Origin of the sequence: Rhizobium sp. WYCCWR 11152 (assembly GCF_013087615.1) — a bacterium.
In the GTDB taxonomy this organism is placed as follows: Bacteria; Pseudomonadota; Alphaproteobacteria; order Rhizobiales; family Rhizobiaceae; genus Rhizobium; species Rhizobium indicum.
Window position 1 is genome coordinate 455,439 of record NZ_JABFCP010000002.1, and the last position, 14,071, is coordinate 469,509.

At 61.3% G+C, this 14,071-nt stretch carries 12 protein-coding genes; 6 read left to right on the top strand and 6 right to left on the bottom strand.

The features are described 5' to 3' along the window. The first annotated feature begins 19 nt into the window (after window positions 1-19). The 4 genes from G9X67_RS02400 (at window position 20) to G9X67_RS02415 (ending at window position 5,315) form a co-directional block, all read left to right on the top strand. The gene (locus tag G9X67_RS02400; RefSeq protein WP_003550839.1) at window positions 20-967 is read left to right on the top strand and encodes a D-ribose ABC transporter substrate-binding protein; all 948 of its coding nucleotides are present in this window, start codon (window positions 20-22) and stop codon (window positions 965-967) included. A 148-nt stretch (window positions 968-1,115) separates the two neighbouring features. Beyond that, a complete protein-coding gene (locus G9X67_RS02405) occupies window positions 1,116-1,958 on the top strand; it encodes a DeoR/GlpR family DNA-binding transcription regulator (RefSeq protein WP_138332981.1) in 843 nt (280 codons plus the stop codon). A gap of 38 nt (window positions 1,959-1,996) precedes the next feature. Beyond that, window positions 1,997-3,526 carry an FGGY-family carbohydrate kinase gene (locus tag G9X67_RS02410; RefSeq protein WP_171597945.1) on the top strand — a complete coding sequence of 510 codons (1,530 nt, stop codon included), beginning with the start codon at window positions 1,997-1,999 and terminating at the stop codon, window positions 3,524-3,526. A gap of 43 nt (window positions 3,527-3,569) precedes the next feature. Continuing rightward, window positions 3,570-5,315, top strand: coding sequence for a glycerol-3-phosphate dehydrogenase/oxidase (locus G9X67_RS02415; RefSeq protein WP_171597946.1), 1,746 nt, complete (start codon window positions 3,570-3,572; stop codon window positions 5,313-5,315). A 6-nt stretch (window positions 5,316-5,321) separates the two neighbouring features. Here the strand turns inward: G9X67_RS02415 and fba are convergent, their stop codons facing one another. The 6 genes from fba to G9X67_RS02445 form a co-directional block, all read right to left on the bottom strand. After that, the gene (fba, locus tag G9X67_RS02420) at window positions 5,322-6,386 is read right to left on the bottom strand and encodes a class II fructose-bisphosphate aldolase (protein ID WP_018245682.1); all 1,065 of its coding nucleotides are present in this window, start codon (window positions 6,384-6,386) and stop codon (window positions 5,322-5,324) included. Window positions 6,387-6,767: 381 nt separating this feature from the next. Beyond that, window positions 6,768-7,616 (bottom strand): sugar phosphate isomerase/epimerase, encoded by an 849-nt coding sequence (locus G9X67_RS02425; protein ID WP_171597947.1) that lies wholly within the window; start codon window positions 7,614-7,616, stop codon window positions 6,768-6,770. 11 nt (window positions 7,617-7,627) lie between these two features. Beyond that, window positions 7,628-8,614, bottom strand: coding sequence for an ABC transporter permease (locus tag G9X67_RS02430; protein ID WP_171597948.1), 987 nt, complete (start codon window positions 8,612-8,614; stop codon window positions 7,628-7,630). Further along, window positions 8,614-9,642 carry an ABC transporter permease gene (locus G9X67_RS02435; protein WP_171597949.1) on the bottom strand — a complete coding sequence of 343 codons (1,029 nt, stop codon included), beginning with the start codon at window positions 9,640-9,642 and terminating at the stop codon, window positions 8,614-8,616. Before G9X67_RS02435 ends, G9X67_RS02430 begins: the two co-directional genes overlap by 1 nt. Next, window positions 9,635-11,149 carry a sugar ABC transporter ATP-binding protein gene (locus tag G9X67_RS02440; protein ID WP_171597950.1) on the bottom strand — a complete coding sequence of 505 codons (1,515 nt, stop codon included), beginning with the start codon at window positions 11,147-11,149 and terminating at the stop codon, window positions 9,635-9,637. The genes G9X67_RS02435 and G9X67_RS02440 overlap by 8 nt, the downstream gene beginning before the upstream one ends. Window positions 11,150-11,275: 126 nt before the next feature. After that, window positions 11,276-12,259: an autoinducer 2 ABC transporter substrate-binding protein gene (locus tag G9X67_RS02445; RefSeq protein WP_138332968.1), complete on the bottom strand. Its 984-nt coding sequence runs from the start codon at window positions 12,257-12,259 to the stop codon at window positions 11,276-11,278. A 245-nt stretch (window positions 12,260-12,504) separates the two neighbouring features. Here G9X67_RS02445 and G9X67_RS02450 point away from each other — a divergent pair, with 245 nt between their 5' ends. Continuing rightward, window positions 12,505-13,563, top strand: coding sequence for a LacI family DNA-binding transcriptional regulator (locus G9X67_RS02450; protein WP_171597951.1), 1,059 nt, complete (start codon window positions 12,505-12,507; stop codon window positions 13,561-13,563). A gap of 328 nt (window positions 13,564-13,891) precedes the next feature. Further along, on the top strand, window positions 13,892-14,071 hold a 180-nt coding region (locus G9X67_RS34695), incomplete at its 3' end, for a hypothetical protein (protein WP_210258749.1).

The window sequence follows — 14,071 nt, forward strand, 5'->3', positions numbered from 1 at the left end:
CACGAATGGGAGAGAGACTATGTTTAAGAAAGGCATGCGCATACTTCTGGCCGCCGCGGCCGTAGCACCGCTTCTTGCAAGCTCGGCTTGGGCAGCGGGCATGATGACGATCATCGTCAACGATCCGTCGAATCCATACTGGCTGACGGAAGGCAATGTCGCAAAGGCAACCGCCGAAAAGCTGGGCTACACGGCCTCGGTCAACGCCCACAAGGGTGACACCAATACCGAAAGCAACCTGATCGACACGGCGATCACCAACAAGTCGGTGGCGATCATCCTCGACCCGGCAAACGCCGACGGTTCCGTCGGTGCGGTCAAGAAGGCCGTTGCTGCCGGCATCCCGGTCATCCTCGTCAATGCCGAAATCAACCAGGAAGGCCTGGCCAAGGCGCAGCTTGTTTCCAACAACGCACAGGGTGCCGCCCTCGGCGCGCAACAATGGGTCGAAGCGATCGGCGACAAGGGCAACTATGCCGAACTCTTCGGCGCTCCGTCCGACAACAACGCGGCAACGCGGTCGAATGGCTACGAGACTGTCCTTTCGCAGTATCCGGATCTGAAGAAGGTCGCCAAGGAAGTTGCCAACTGGGACCGCACCCAGGGCCACAACAAGATGCAGTCCATGCTGCAGGCCAACCCGGATATCGTCGGCGTCATCTCGGGCAATGACGAAATGGCGCTCGGTGCGATCGCCGCGCTCAAGGAAGCCGGCAAGCTCGCCAATGTGAAGGTCGGCGGCTTCGACGGTTCGCCGGATGCCGTTGCCGCCATCAAGGCGGGCGAACTCCAATACACCGTCCTCCAACCGGTTGCCGTCTTCTCCGAAGAAGCCGTCAAGCAGGCCGACAACCTGATCAAGACGGGTAACACAGGCGCCAAGAGCGAAAAACAGCTCTTCGATTGCCTATTGATCACCAAGGACAACATCGACAAGTACACCGGCCCGTTCGTTCTGGCGCAGTAAACGGTAAAGGGCGCTCGCAAGAGCGCCCTCATTTTTATGCTGGAAGCGATGGCCGACGATCAACCGCCGGTTGCGCCTCCCCTTTTTGCCTTGGCGCGGCAATCACTGTACGAAGCTGGGATCCATAATTCAGCGACAGGGGTGACCCGTGACACAGAAGACCAGCCGGGACGACGATCTGTTGGACCAGCTCACCAGCGACAGCCGGCAGACGCGCCAGATCGCGCGCCGCCGCATGATTGCAGAGGCCGTGATGGGTGAAGGCTCGATGCGGATTGAAGACCTGACGGACCGCTTTGGGATCAGCCTGATGACGGCTCACCGCGATGTCGATGAACTCGTCAGCCGCGGCCTCTTCAGGAAGACGCGCGGTATCGTCACTGCGGCGGCGACCAATCTCATCGAATCCAGCGACGTCTACCGCTCGAACCGTCAGTCAACCGAAAAGAAGCTGATCGCCGAGGCGGCAATGCAATTCGTCGAACCGGGGCAGGCAATTTTTTTCGACGACTCGACCACGGTTCTTCAGATGGCGGCACATCTGCCTTCGAAGGCGCCGGTCACCGCAATTACCAATTCCCTGACCCTGATGAATGCGCTGACGGGCCTGCACGACGTGACGCTACTCGCCCTCGGCGGCCAGTATTACAATTGGTGCAATGCCTTCATGGGTCGCATGACCATCAACGAGATCAAGGCTCTCAGGGCCGATGTCGCGTTCATCTCGATGTCGGCGATCAGCGAGGGCACGGTGCTGCACCAGTCTCCTGAGACAGTCGATACCAAGCGCGCCATGTTCGATTGTTCCGTAAAACGCATCCTGCTTGCCGATCATACCAAGTTCGAACGGCGTGCGCTCCACAGTTTCGCAGCACTGGATGAGTTCGACGTCGTCATCGTCGACGACAAGACCCAGCCGGTGCACATCGACCGCATGCGGTCCAGAGATATCAACGTGGTCATCGCCAAGGGCGCCGGAGGGCGCTCCTGACGGCGCCGGCCCGTTGCTCCTCGTGAGGTAAATTTAAAATGCCGACACTGCTCGGGATCGATAGTGGTTTGACAGTCACCAAGGCGGTCATCTTCGATATCGACGGCACGCCGCTTGCAGCCGCGCGTCGCCGTGTCACGCAGTTCATTCCGAAGGCCCGCCATATCGAGCGCGACATGGATGAATTGTGGAACGCGACGGCCGATGCCATCCGCGAAGCGATTTCACTCAGCGGACGGCCGGCAAGCGACATAGAGGGCATTGCCGCTACCGCGCATGGAGACGGCATCTACCTGCTCGATCACACCCAAAAGCCGCTCGGCCGGGCCATTCTCTCGCTGGACAGCCGGGCAGGGGCAATCGTCGACCGGTGGATGGAGAGCGATGTCGCCGACCTGGCGATCGAACTGACGGGGCAGATCCCGCACGTCTCCGCGCCATCGGCATTGCTTGCCTGGATCCGCGAAGTGGAGCCTGAGCGCTACAAGCGCATTGGCCATTTCTGCAGCTGCAAGGACTGGCTGCGGTTCTGCCTGACCGGGATCATCGGTACGGACCACACCGAAGCCAGCACCTCCTTCACCAATGTCAAAACGCAGAACTACAGTGAGGATGCCCTGCAGCTATTTGGCTTGCAGGATCTCGTCCACGCCCTGCCGCCGGCCTCGCGCTCCGACCAGATCGTCGGACGCGTGACTCGTGAAGCCGCGCAGCTGACGGGCCTTACCGAAGGAACGCCTGTCGTTGCCGGTCTGCACGACGTCACGGCCTCGGCGCTCGGGGCAGGGGGTTATGCCAAAGGCGTTGTCGCGGTCATTGCCGGGACCTATTCGATCAACGAGACGCTTTCGTCGGAACCGCGTGTCGACCGGCGCTGGTTCTGCCGCAACGGGATCGCACCCGGCATCTGGAACAGCATGTCGATCTCCCCGGCATCGACAGCGAATTATGACTGGTTTCTGGACACGCTCTGCGCTGCCGAACGGAAGAATGGCGACGTGCAAGGTAACTCGATCCACGCCCTGCTGGCGCCCGAGATCGCGGCCGCCTTCGAGCGCCCCTCGACCGCGCTCTTCCATCCCTATCTGTTCGGCTCGCCTTATGGCGCGACGGCGAGCGCCGGCTTCTTCGGGCTCGGTGGATGGCACGACCGCGGTGACATGCTGCGCGCCGTGCTAGAGGGTATCGCTTTCAATCATCGCATCCATGTCGACGCGCTTCGCGACGGCTTTGCCTTCGATCAGGCGCGGCTCGCCGGTGGCGTCTCGCGCAATCCTGCCGTCGTGCAGATGTTTGCCGATGTGCTTGGCATGCCGGTCACGGTAACAGAGACGGATGAGGCGGCCGCCTGGGGTGCTGCGCTTTGTGCCGGGTCGGGCGCCGGTATCTTCGCCGATCCGCAGAGCGATCCGCGCGACACCGCTTCCATCGCGAAGACTTTCCGGCCGGATGCGGCGCGCAGCACGGATTATGAAAAGCGTTACCAGGTGTTCCGCGACATTGCCGACGTGATGATCCCCCTTTGGCCGAAGATTTCCGCGCTTGCGCCGGAGCAACCGGCAAACTGAAAAGACAGATGCCTGCTGCGGCGGGCGATTTAGGACGACGAGCATGACCCCCGATTTGCAGCAGCGCTTCTCGAACCTCGGCGAGAACGATATCGACGTTTTGATCATCGGGGCGGGCATCAACGGCGCCGGCCTGTTCCGCGACCTCTCGCTACAGGGTGTCAACTGCCTGATCGTCGACAAGGCCGACTTTGGCTCCGGCACGAGCGCCGCACCATCGCGGCTCATTCACGGCGGCCTGAAATATCTGGAAACGGGCGAGTTCGGACTGGTTGCGCAGTCGACGCTTGAGCGCAACCTCCTGCTCAAGAATGCGCCGCATTGCGTCGAACCGCTGCCGACCTTCATTCCGGTCTTTTCCTGGACGCGCGGCATCTGGGCAGCGATCCGGACGCTCTTCGGGTCGAAGACGGCGCCACGCAGCCGTGGCGCGGTTCTCATCAAGATCGGGCTTCGGCTCTACGACTTTTTCGGTTCGCGCGACCAGGTCATGCCGCGCCACCGGCTGATTCTGAAGAAACAGGCGCGCAAGGAGATGCCGCATATTACCCCCGCCATCGTCGCCGGCGGCATCTATTACGATGCCAAGATCAGCAGGCCGGAGCGGCTCGTCTATGAGCTCGTGAGCGATGGTCTCGATGCGAATGCGGGGAGCCTCGCGGCAAATTTCGCGACACTGGCTGCCGTTTCAGACGGGCGTTTGACCTTCCGCCAGCCCGATGGCCACGATGTCACCGTTGCTCCCAAGCTGGTCGTCAATGCGGCAGGTCCTTGGATCGATCAGGTCAACACTTTGCTCGGCGCTCCATCGCACCTGATCGGCGGCACCAAGGGTTCCCATATCCTGCTCGACCATCCCGAATTGGTGCGAAGCCTCAACGGCCACATGATCTATTTCGAGGCCGACGACGGCCGCATCTGCCTGGTCTACGACTATCTCGGGCTGGCACTGGTCGGGTCGACCGACATTCCGGCAGGTAATCCGGACAATGTCTTGTGCGAGGAGCCGGAAACGGAGTATTTCCTCGAAAGCATCCGCTCGCTGCTGCCGACGCTTCGCTTCGATCGTGATCAGATCGTTTACAGCTATAGCGGCATCCGCCCGCTGCCGGCATCGGATGCGACCGCGCCGGGGCTGATCAGCCGCGACCACTCCGCGCCGGTGAAGGAACCCGAGGACGGCAGACCTTTTCCGGTCATTTCGCTGGTCGGAGGCAAGTGGACGACGTTCCGCGGCTTTGCGGAAGAGGTCGCCGACACCGTTCTCTCCCGGCTGCAACGCCGCCGCAGCCAGTCGACACGCTATCTGGCGATCGGCGGCGGCAAGGCCTTTCCGGCGGATGCTAAGCAGCGTAACGCCTGGATCAGCGATGCCGCGGCGCGCAGCGGCGTTGCCGCCGAACGTGCCGACGAACTGCTCGGCCGATACGGCACGACGGCTGTGGCCCTGCTTTCCTCCCCTTCAAGCTATTCCGACGAACAGCGCCTGACGGGTGCTGCACGTTACAGTCTCCGGGAGATCGACTGGATCGCCCGGAACGAGCTCGTCGTCCACCTGTCGGACATCGTGATGCGTCGCACGACGCTTGCGATCGAGGGTCGGTTGACGCTCGCAGGCTTGCGGGAAATCGCCGGCGTTGCCGAGGCGGCGCTCGGCTGGAGTGGCGAACGAACGACCAGCGAAATCCAGGGGGTTGTCAGCCAGCTGAGCCGTTTCCACGGCCAAACGCTGACGGGCAAGCCTGCCGCCGCCGAGCCGGAAAAGGCACCCCGCCCGGCGTTGGGCTAGAGCGTTTCAGGAGAAAGCCGGATCGAGGGAACCGGACTTGTAACGCTTCGCCATTTCCGAAACGGGAAGGGGCGTGATGCGGCCGGCCATGCCGGCAGTGCCGAACTGTTCGAAGCGCTCCTTGCAGAGCTTGGTCAGCGCCGTCATTGCCGGCTTCAGATATTTGCGCGGGTCGAACTCGCTTGGGTCCTCCTGCAGCACGCGGCGGATCTGACCGGTCATCGCCATTCTGCCATCGGTGTCGATGTTGACCTTACGCACGCCGTTCTTGATGCCGCGCTGGATTTCCTCGACCGGCACTCCCCATGTCGGCTTCATCTGGCCGCCATATTTGTTGATGATCTCCTGCAGCTCGATCGGGACCGAGGACGAGCCATGCATGACGAGATGTGTGTTCGGGAGCTTACGGTGAATTTCTTCGATGACATTCATCGCCAGCACCGAACCGTCCGGCTTGCGGGTGAACTTGTAGGCGCCATGCGATGTGCCCATCGCGATGGCAAGTGCATCGACCTTGGTTTCGCGCACGAACTTCACGGCCTCGTCCGGATCGGTCAGCAGCTGGTCATGCGAAAGCTTGCCCTCGGCGCCGTGGCCGTCCTCGGCCTCGCCCATGCCGGTCTCCAGAGAACCGAGAACGCCGAGTTCGCCTTCCACCGAAATGCCGCCAAAATGGGCCATATCCGTCACCATTTTGGTGACGCCGACATTATAGGCCCAGTCGGCGGGCGTCTTGGCATCCGCCTTCAATGAACCGTCCATCATCACCGAGGTGAAGCCCGCCTGGATCGCCGTCATGCAGTTTGAGGGATCGTTGCCGTGATCGAGATGCACGCAGACCGGAATATGCGGATAGATTTCAACGACGGCATCCATCATGTGCTTCAGCATGATGTCATTGGCATAGGCGCGGGCTCCGCGCGACGCCTGCATGATAACCGGCGCCTGACACGCGTCGGCGGCCTCCATGATGGCGAGCGCCTGCTCCATGTTGTTGATGTTGAAAGCTGGAACGCCGTAGCCTTCCTCCGCAGCATGGTCGAGCAGTTGCCTCAGCGTAATGCGTGCCATCCAAGATTCCCCCATATCGATGGTCGAACGAAATGCCGCCATCTCCTCAAAACTAGAGCCCGGGCGCGAGCCGTTCAAGCCTCTTATTTTAATAGGCAAAATGGCATAGGAGGAGGAATGTAACAAGCAATAATAACAATATCACAACGAGTGTGATATTTCCTGACAGTCATTTCGCCTGCCCGAGGCCAAATGATATTCAGGGGATGTGCTGAAGAGGGCGGGCCGCCGACACGGTCCTCTGCCAGCGATGGCGAGATCTCTTCAGCCAAACACCCCATGTGGACGCTACGGTTGCGGCTTGTGACCAATGGCAGACGGCCAGCATCAGCCTCGATCTAAAGCTGATGCAACCGAATGGGCGACATCCGGCAACTGGGGTCAGATGAGACCGTATTGTTCCGCCTTGTTGCGCAGGAATGGCAGGCCCTTGTCCATGACCTCTTCCATATCGCGTGCGACGGGGCGCCACACGGCCAGGCCATAGGCGACCTCAGGCGGCATGTTGATAAAGCTTTCCATCGCGAGCCCGCCCTTGAAGCCGATTGCGGCGAGCGCGGCATAGATCGCATCCCACGGGATGTTGCCGTAGCCCGGCGTGCCGCGGTCGCTTTCGGAAAGATGGATGTACTTCAGGTGGTCGCGGGCGATCAGGATGCCGTTTGCCGCACCCTTTTCCTCGATATTCATGTGGTAGGTGTCGAGGTGAACGAAGATGTTATCCGCACCGACACGCTCCACCATGTCGACGGCCTGCTGCGCCGAGTTGATGAGGTGGTTCTCATAGCGGTTCACGGCCTCGACGCCGAGTTGGATTCTGTACTTCCTAGCATGTTTTGCTGCTGCGTCGATCACCTTGGCGATGTTGTCGTATTCGCCTTGCGTCGGTGGCAGGCCGGTGCGTTCGCCGATGCCGCCGAAGATGACGCCCGAGAGCGCCTCGGCGCTCATTTCCGCAGTCTTTTCGATCGCGACCTTCAGGTGCTCGATCGCTGCATCCGGGCGGACGGAGGCCCAGGCGTGCTCCGGCAGGCCGAGCGAGCAGACGGCGCGCAGCTTGTGCTTTTCAAGCAAGTCGCGGGTGTGTTTGGCATCGACGGCAGGCGCATTGAGCAGCGCGATCTCGATGAAATCCATCTTGTAGTGCACGGCTCCGGCAATCGCCTTCTCAGCGCCTGCGCGATCCCAGTTCATGGTCCACATGCTGGTGTGAACGCCGAAACCTTCCATGGTCGTATCTCCTATTTCACGATTCTGATGAACTTGGCCGAGAGCCACCGCAGCACCATCACGACGATGAGCAGGATGCCCCAGACGGCAGTGGTGAGATGCTGGTTGGCGCCGAGCAGGTTGAGCCCCGAAGAGAGGAGCTGCAGCACGATAAGCGCCACGAAGACGGGCAGGACGCGGCCGAAGCCGCCGAAGGGATTGATGCCGCCGAGGAAGCAGGCAAGCACGGTGATCAGCAGATAGGATTCGCCGTGGCCGACGCGCACCGAATTGAAACGCGCAAGCATGATGATGCCGGCAACCGCAGCCATCACGCCGGAGAGCATGTAGACCAGCACCAGGACCTTGCGGGTGTTGATGCCGGAATAGCGGGCAGACTCGATATTGGAGCCGATCATATAGGTGGAAAAGCCGAGCTTGGAGCGCGAGAGCAGGATGTGGCTGGCAATCACGCAGGCGATCAGGATCAGCAACGGGACGGGGATGCCGAGGATGCTGCCGTGGCCGATCGGCGCGATGAAGGTGGGAAAGCCGGAAATATCGCCGCCGCGCGTCAGGAACTCGCCGAGGCCGCGCAGGAAGATCATCATCGACAGCGAAACGAGGATCGGATGGGCGCGGGTAAAGGCGATGACCAGGCCCATGACCAGGCCGCTTGCCGCGCCGACGGCGAGCGCCAGAGCCGAACCGAGCAAAAAGGCGCCCGGGCCGGCATCGATGCCGCCATTGGCCTGCAGCGTCCAGGCGAGCGTCAGGCCGGCGATGTTGGCGGTGAAGGTGATCGCAAGGTTGAGGCCGCCGGTGAGGATCGGCATCAGCATGGCAAGCGTCAGGACGCCAAGCTCGGGAAGCTGAAAGGCGACCGAGCCGAAGGTCGCGCCCGTCAGGAAATGCGGCGAAGCGAAACCGAAGACGACAAGCACCACCGCCAGCGCCGCGAGGGGACCGGCCATGTCGGCCCCGAAGATGGCGTTGAAGCGGGCGGCGAGCGCGTTCATCAGCTCTCTCCCCTGTCTGCAGGCCTGGCATCGGTCGATTTGCGGGTCGCAAACACTGGCACCAGATTGCCGATGCGGGCGCTCGACAAGGTGATCGCCACGAGGATGATCGCGCCGACGATCATCTTGAAGGCGAAGGGCGAGACGCCCATCAGGTTGAGGCCGTTCTGGGTGATCGAGACGAGCAGCACGCCCAGCACGCAACCGAGCACCGAGCCCTTGCCGCCGCCCAGCCGCGCGCCGCCGAGCACTACGGCGGCCAGGACATCGAGCTCGCGGCCATAGAGTGCGTTCGGCACGACCTCCTGCGCATAATGCGCCTGCATGAGACCGGCGATGCCTGCCATCAGTCCAAGCCAGCCGAAGGCGATGAACTGCATGGCGCCGATATTGATGCCGAAGCGGCGCGCGCCTTCCGGATTGTCGCCGAAGGCATAGAGCTGCCGGCCGGTCGTCGTGCGGGTAATGAAGAGCCAGGTAGCGAGCGTGCAGACGACCATGACGACAACCGGCAACGTGATCTCAGCCCAGCTCCCATCGGCCATTTCGCGCTCGTAGATGATGACACGGCTCGTCAGCCAGTCGGGCAGATTGTAAATCGACACGCCCTTGGTGAAGAACATCAGCAGGCCGAAATAGACGTTGAAGGTCGCGATCGTCGCGACGATCGAGATGATGCGGAAGCGGTGGATCAGGAAGGCGTTGATCATGCCGAGCACGATGCCGATGCAGGCCGCAATCAGGAGACCGGATACCCATCCGCCGCCGCCGATCCTCTCGAGCGCAAGTGCAGTGACATATTGCACGATCGAGGCTGCGACGGCGAAGGAGATGTCGATCCCGCCTGATATCAGCACCACGAGCAGGCCGACGGCAAAGATGATGTTGACCGCGCTGATATTGAGCAGGTCGAACCCATTGCCGAGCGTGAAGAAACGGTCGGTCGTAAAAGCCAGGACAATACTCATCGCGATGATGACGGCAAACAGCACAAATTCCGTCGTATGGGACAGGAACAGCTTACGCATAGACCGCCGCCTCCAGGTCCTTCAGTGTGGTCGCGCGGGGATCGTGCCAGCCGGCGATGCGGCCCTTTTCCATATGGATGATCCGGTCGGCGTTGAAATAGATCTCCGGCACCTCGTCCGAGATGAGGATGATCGCAAGCCCCGCCTCGGCGAGGCGGGCAACGATTTCGAAGATGCCGGCGCGCGCGCCGACATCGACGCCGACCGTGGGCGCATCGAGGATCAACACTTTTGGATCGGTGGCGAGCCATTTGGCGATCGCGACGCGCTGCTGGTTGCCGCCCGAAAGCGTCGAGATCGCATCGTCCTGCTTGCCGATCCTGATGCCGAGATCGGCGATCCAGCGCGCGACCAGCGAGCGCTTCTTTTCCGGCGAAATGAGCCCGCCGCTCAGGATACGGTTAAGCGAGGCCATGACCAGATTGTCGGCGATGGATTGCGGCTGGTTGAGACCGAGCGAAAGGCGGTCTTCGGAGAGATAGGCGATACCTGATGTGATCGCCTCGCGGTTGGAGGCAAAGCGCACCGGCTTTCCCTCCAACATGATCATTCCGGCCGCGGGTCGACGCATGCCGAACAGCGTCAGCGCAAGTTCGGTACGCCCGGAGCCGAGCAGACCGGTTATCCCGAGCGTCTCCCCTCGGCGCAGATCAAAGGAAATGTCCTCGAACTCGCCAGGCCGGGAAAGCTTGCTGACGGAAAGCAGGACCGGGTTCTGCGATACGTCGCGGGCGAGAACATTCTGGTCGAAGGTGCGCCCGGTCATCAGCTCGGTGATCTTAGACTGGGTCATGCCCTCCACCGGATAGACCCCGACCAGTGCGCCATCGCGCAGCACGGTGATGCGCGAGGAGATGTCCAGCACTTCCGCAAGACGATGGCTGACGAAGACCACAGCAACGCCCGAAGCCGACAGCGTACGCACGATCGCCAGCAGATGATCGGTCTCAGACTGGGTGAGCGAGGCGGTCGGCTCGTCCATGAAGACGATCCGGGCCTCTCCGACCAGCGCGCGGGCAATGGCGACGATCTGGCGCTGGGCGATGGCGAAGTCCTTGAGGGGTCTGTCGACGTCGAGGGTGACGCCGAGCCGGGCGAGTGCTTCCTCGGCTATTCCGCGGATCGCGGCATAATTGACGAAGCGCGGGCGCGAACCGGAAAGGGTCTGGAAGGCGATGTTTTCCGCCACGCTCATTTCCGGAAAGAGCGCGAGGTCCTGCCAGATGATCTGGATGCCGCGGGACTGGGCCATGGCAGGCGTCATGTGGGATATCGTCTCGCCGTCGAAGACGATCTCGGCGCCGTCTGCAGGCCGATAGACGCCTGATATCACCTTGATCAAAGTGCTCTTGCCGGATCCATTCTCGCCGGCCAGACAATGCACTTCGCCAGGCAAGACTTCGAAGGAAACGTTTTTCAGCGCCTTCACACCGCCGAATGTCATGTTGATGCCGCGAAGCGAAAGAAGCGGCTGGGCCTTCACACCATCATCCGTTGCCGTGCTCATGCCGGTTGCCTGTCCAGTCGAATGCCATGAAAGATCAATGGTCCGGCCATCGCCGGATACCGCTCTCTTTCCCGAACGCCGGGCCGGTCGACATGGACCAGCCCGACACCCGGGGAGGGGGCCTCTTCAGAGGCCCATTGCGGCCAGGTCGTCGACCGTATCCTTGTTGATCGGCAGCAGTTGATCGACGATGATGTCGTTACCAACAGGCTTGATCACGCCGAGACCCGGAATGTCATCACCTTCCTTGACGCTCTCGCCCTTGATCAGGCGATCGGCGAGTGTGACGAAGACTTCGCCGGCCTGCTTCGGATTCCACATGAAGCCGCCCGATATCGCATCGGACTTGATCAGCTTCTGGCCCTGGCCGGGCGAGAACGGGCCGAGCACGAAGATTTTGCCCGTCTTGCGGCGTTCCTCAATGGCGCGCCCAGCGCCGATCGGACCCTGGCTGCCGAAGGCGAGGAAGCCGCTCAGATCCGGATGCGCGGCAATGAGATCGAGCGCCGTCGAGCGGCTCTTGTCGACGTCCTCCGCCACGCCGTAGCGCTCGCCGACGAGCTTCATGTCCGGGTAATTTGCCTTGATATAGGCGATTGCGGCATCCGCCCAGGCGTTGTGGAGCGGCACGGTCAGCGAGCCGACGAAGACGGCATATTCGCCCTTGCCACCCATTTTCTCGGCGAGCAGCTTGCCATGCGCTTCACCGAAGCCGGTGGCCGATGCGAGTTCGAAATTCCAGTCGGCGCCCTTCTGCGAGGGTGATTCATGCGTAATGACCTTGATGCCGGCGGCTTGCGCCTTGGTGAGCACGGGCTCGAGCACCTTGGCATCGTTCGGAACCACACCAATGACTTTGACGCCTTGGGCAATCAGATCCTCGATGGCGCGCACCTGCAGCGCCGGATCGGCGCTAGTCGGGCCGATCATGAAGGCATCGACGCCTAATTTCTGGCCCTGTTCCTTGATCCCGGCTTCCATCGCGTTGAACCAGGGAATGCCGCCGATCTTGACGACAACGCCGACCTTCGGCGCGTCCTGCGCAAACGCGACCACCGCCCCGGCAAGCGACAGCGATGCGGCAAATGCCGCTACGATAAGGCTCCTCATCCTCACTCCTCCTCAAAGGTCGCTCATACGAACGACGACCACCGGCCGGTTTGCGGCAGGTTGTTCCTGGTTGCTTCTTGGCGAGGGAATACCCTTGCCTCCCATCTCGCCTCCTCCGGCGAACCATCTTTGCACAATCGATCTTTCTTTTTTGCACAATCGATGGTGCAATGACTATCGATCAAGGCAGGGCTTTCGTCAAGAGGGGTTTGTTTCTAAGGGAAGCGACAAAGGAAAGGCGAGATATGACCGACATCGGCAAGAAGAAGGCGACGATCTACGATCTCTCGATGCTATCGGGTGCGTCGCCTTCGACCGTGAGCGCCGTGCTGAACGGGAGCTGGCGGAAGCGGCGTATCAAGGAGGCGACGGCGCAACTCATTCAGAACCTGGCAAACGAGCACGGCTATACGGCAAACCTGCAGGCCCGTGGCCTGCGTTCGTCCCGCTCAGGTCTTGTTGGTCTTCTGCTGCCGGTGCACGACAACCGCTATTTCTCCTCCATGGCGCAGTCTTTCGAGGCGCAGGTCAGAAGCCGCGGCCAGTGCCCTCTCGTCGTCAGTGCCTGTCGCGATCCGGAAGAGGAGCGCAAGGTCGTCGAGACACTGATCTCCTATTCGATCGACGAGCTTTTCATCGCTGGCGCAACCGATCCGGATGGCGTGCACAGGGTCTGCGAAAAGGCAGGACTGAAGCACGTCAACATCGATCTGCCCGGTACACTGGCGCCGTCGGTCATCAGCGACAATCATGAAGGTGCGCGCATGCTGACACAGGCGATCATCGAACGCGCGCAGGAGGATGGACCGCTTTCACCTGACGACCTGTACCTGTTCGGCGGCCGCAACGACCATGCCAGCCATGAGCGAATTCGCGGTTTCCGCGACGTAAAGCGCGCATTGCTGGGCGCGAATCCGGACATCTGCATCCAGCCGACGGGCTATTCCCCGGCCATGACGGCGCGTGCCTTCGAAGCCTTCTACGAAGGCCACGGAAAGCTGCCGCGTGCATTCTTCGTCAATTCCTCGATCAACCTCGAAGGGCTGATGCGCTTCCTCGCCCTGCATCCGCACGAGACCTTCGCCGATATCATCGTCGGCTGCTATGACTACGATCCCTTCGGCTCTTTCCTGCCTTTCCCCGTCTTCATGATCCGGCAGGACAGCGAAACGATGATTACAAAGGGGTTTGCGATCCTCGATGCGGACCGCCGCCCGCCAATCACGCATCTGGTGCGGCCGACACTCGTGCCACCACGCACGGCGCTGATCGGCCCGCTCGATGCGCTGAAAGATATCGAGTAAGGCGTCCTGCCGCGTTTCGCTATGATCAAGGATGGCGGAGGATGCTTGGCGTGCAGCTTGCAACAAATAGGCGCGCCTGATGACCCTAGTTCCGCGCGCCGGCACACCCCTTCAAGAGCACAAAAACGGGCGGGGCCTCGGCTGAGTGGTACCGATTGAAAACGATTGCTTCGAGTCTTTCTCGCAACACCTAAGCGCGAACTGTGATCTTGGACGGATTTGGCTGGATTAGAGCGATTCAGTTGCGGTATCCGTAGGACTGCGAAGCGATTTGCGCGAGCGGGACAGCTAGAGACAGCACGTCCGCATCTCCTAAAGCAGGACCTTGATGAACGCGGATATGATAGCCGCCTGGGCGGTGGAAAATGGATTCCATGCGATGGATTCCGGGAATTATCGTCGCCATGACAATGCAGGCGTGATCACGATCGAGATAAAGAGGATGTCATTCCTCCTCATCGATGAGAGGCAAGGATTGCGACCGCGCCTCATATCGCGGTTGTTCAAA

Coding starts and splice junctions, on each gene's coding strand:
- G9X67_RS02450 (WP_171597951.1), top strand. CDS start 12,505: ATGACCGACATCGGCAAGAAGAAGGCGACGATCTACGATCTCTCGATG.
- fba (WP_018245682.1), bottom strand. CDS start 6,386: ATGGCACGCATTACGCTGAGGCAACTGCTCGACCATGCTGCGGAGGAA.
- G9X67_RS02400 (WP_003550839.1), top strand. CDS start 20: ATGTTTAAGAAAGGCATGCGCATACTTCTGGCCGCCGCGGCCGTAGCA.
- G9X67_RS02440 (WP_171597950.1), bottom strand. CDS start 11,149: ATGAGCACGGCAACGGATGATGGTGTGAAGGCCCAGCCGCTTCTTTCG.
- G9X67_RS02445 (WP_138332968.1), bottom strand. CDS start 12,259: ATGAGGAGCCTTATCGTAGCGGCATTTGCCGCATCGCTGTCGCTTGCC.
- G9X67_RS02415 (WP_171597946.1), top strand. CDS start 3,570: ATGACCCCCGATTTGCAGCAGCGCTTCTCGAACCTCGGCGAGAACGAT.
- G9X67_RS02435 (WP_171597949.1), bottom strand. CDS start 9,642: ATGCGTAAGCTGTTCCTGTCCCATACGACGGAATTTGTGCTGTTTGCC.
- G9X67_RS02410 (WP_171597945.1), top strand. CDS start 1,997: ATGCCGACACTGCTCGGGATCGATAGTGGTTTGACAGTCACCAAGGCG.
- G9X67_RS02425 (WP_171597947.1), bottom strand. CDS start 7,616: ATGGAAGGTTTCGGCGTTCACACCAGCATGTGGACCATGAACTGGGAT.
- G9X67_RS02430 (WP_171597948.1), bottom strand. CDS start 8,614: ATGAACGCGCTCGCCGCCCGCTTCAACGCCATCTTCGGGGCCGACATG.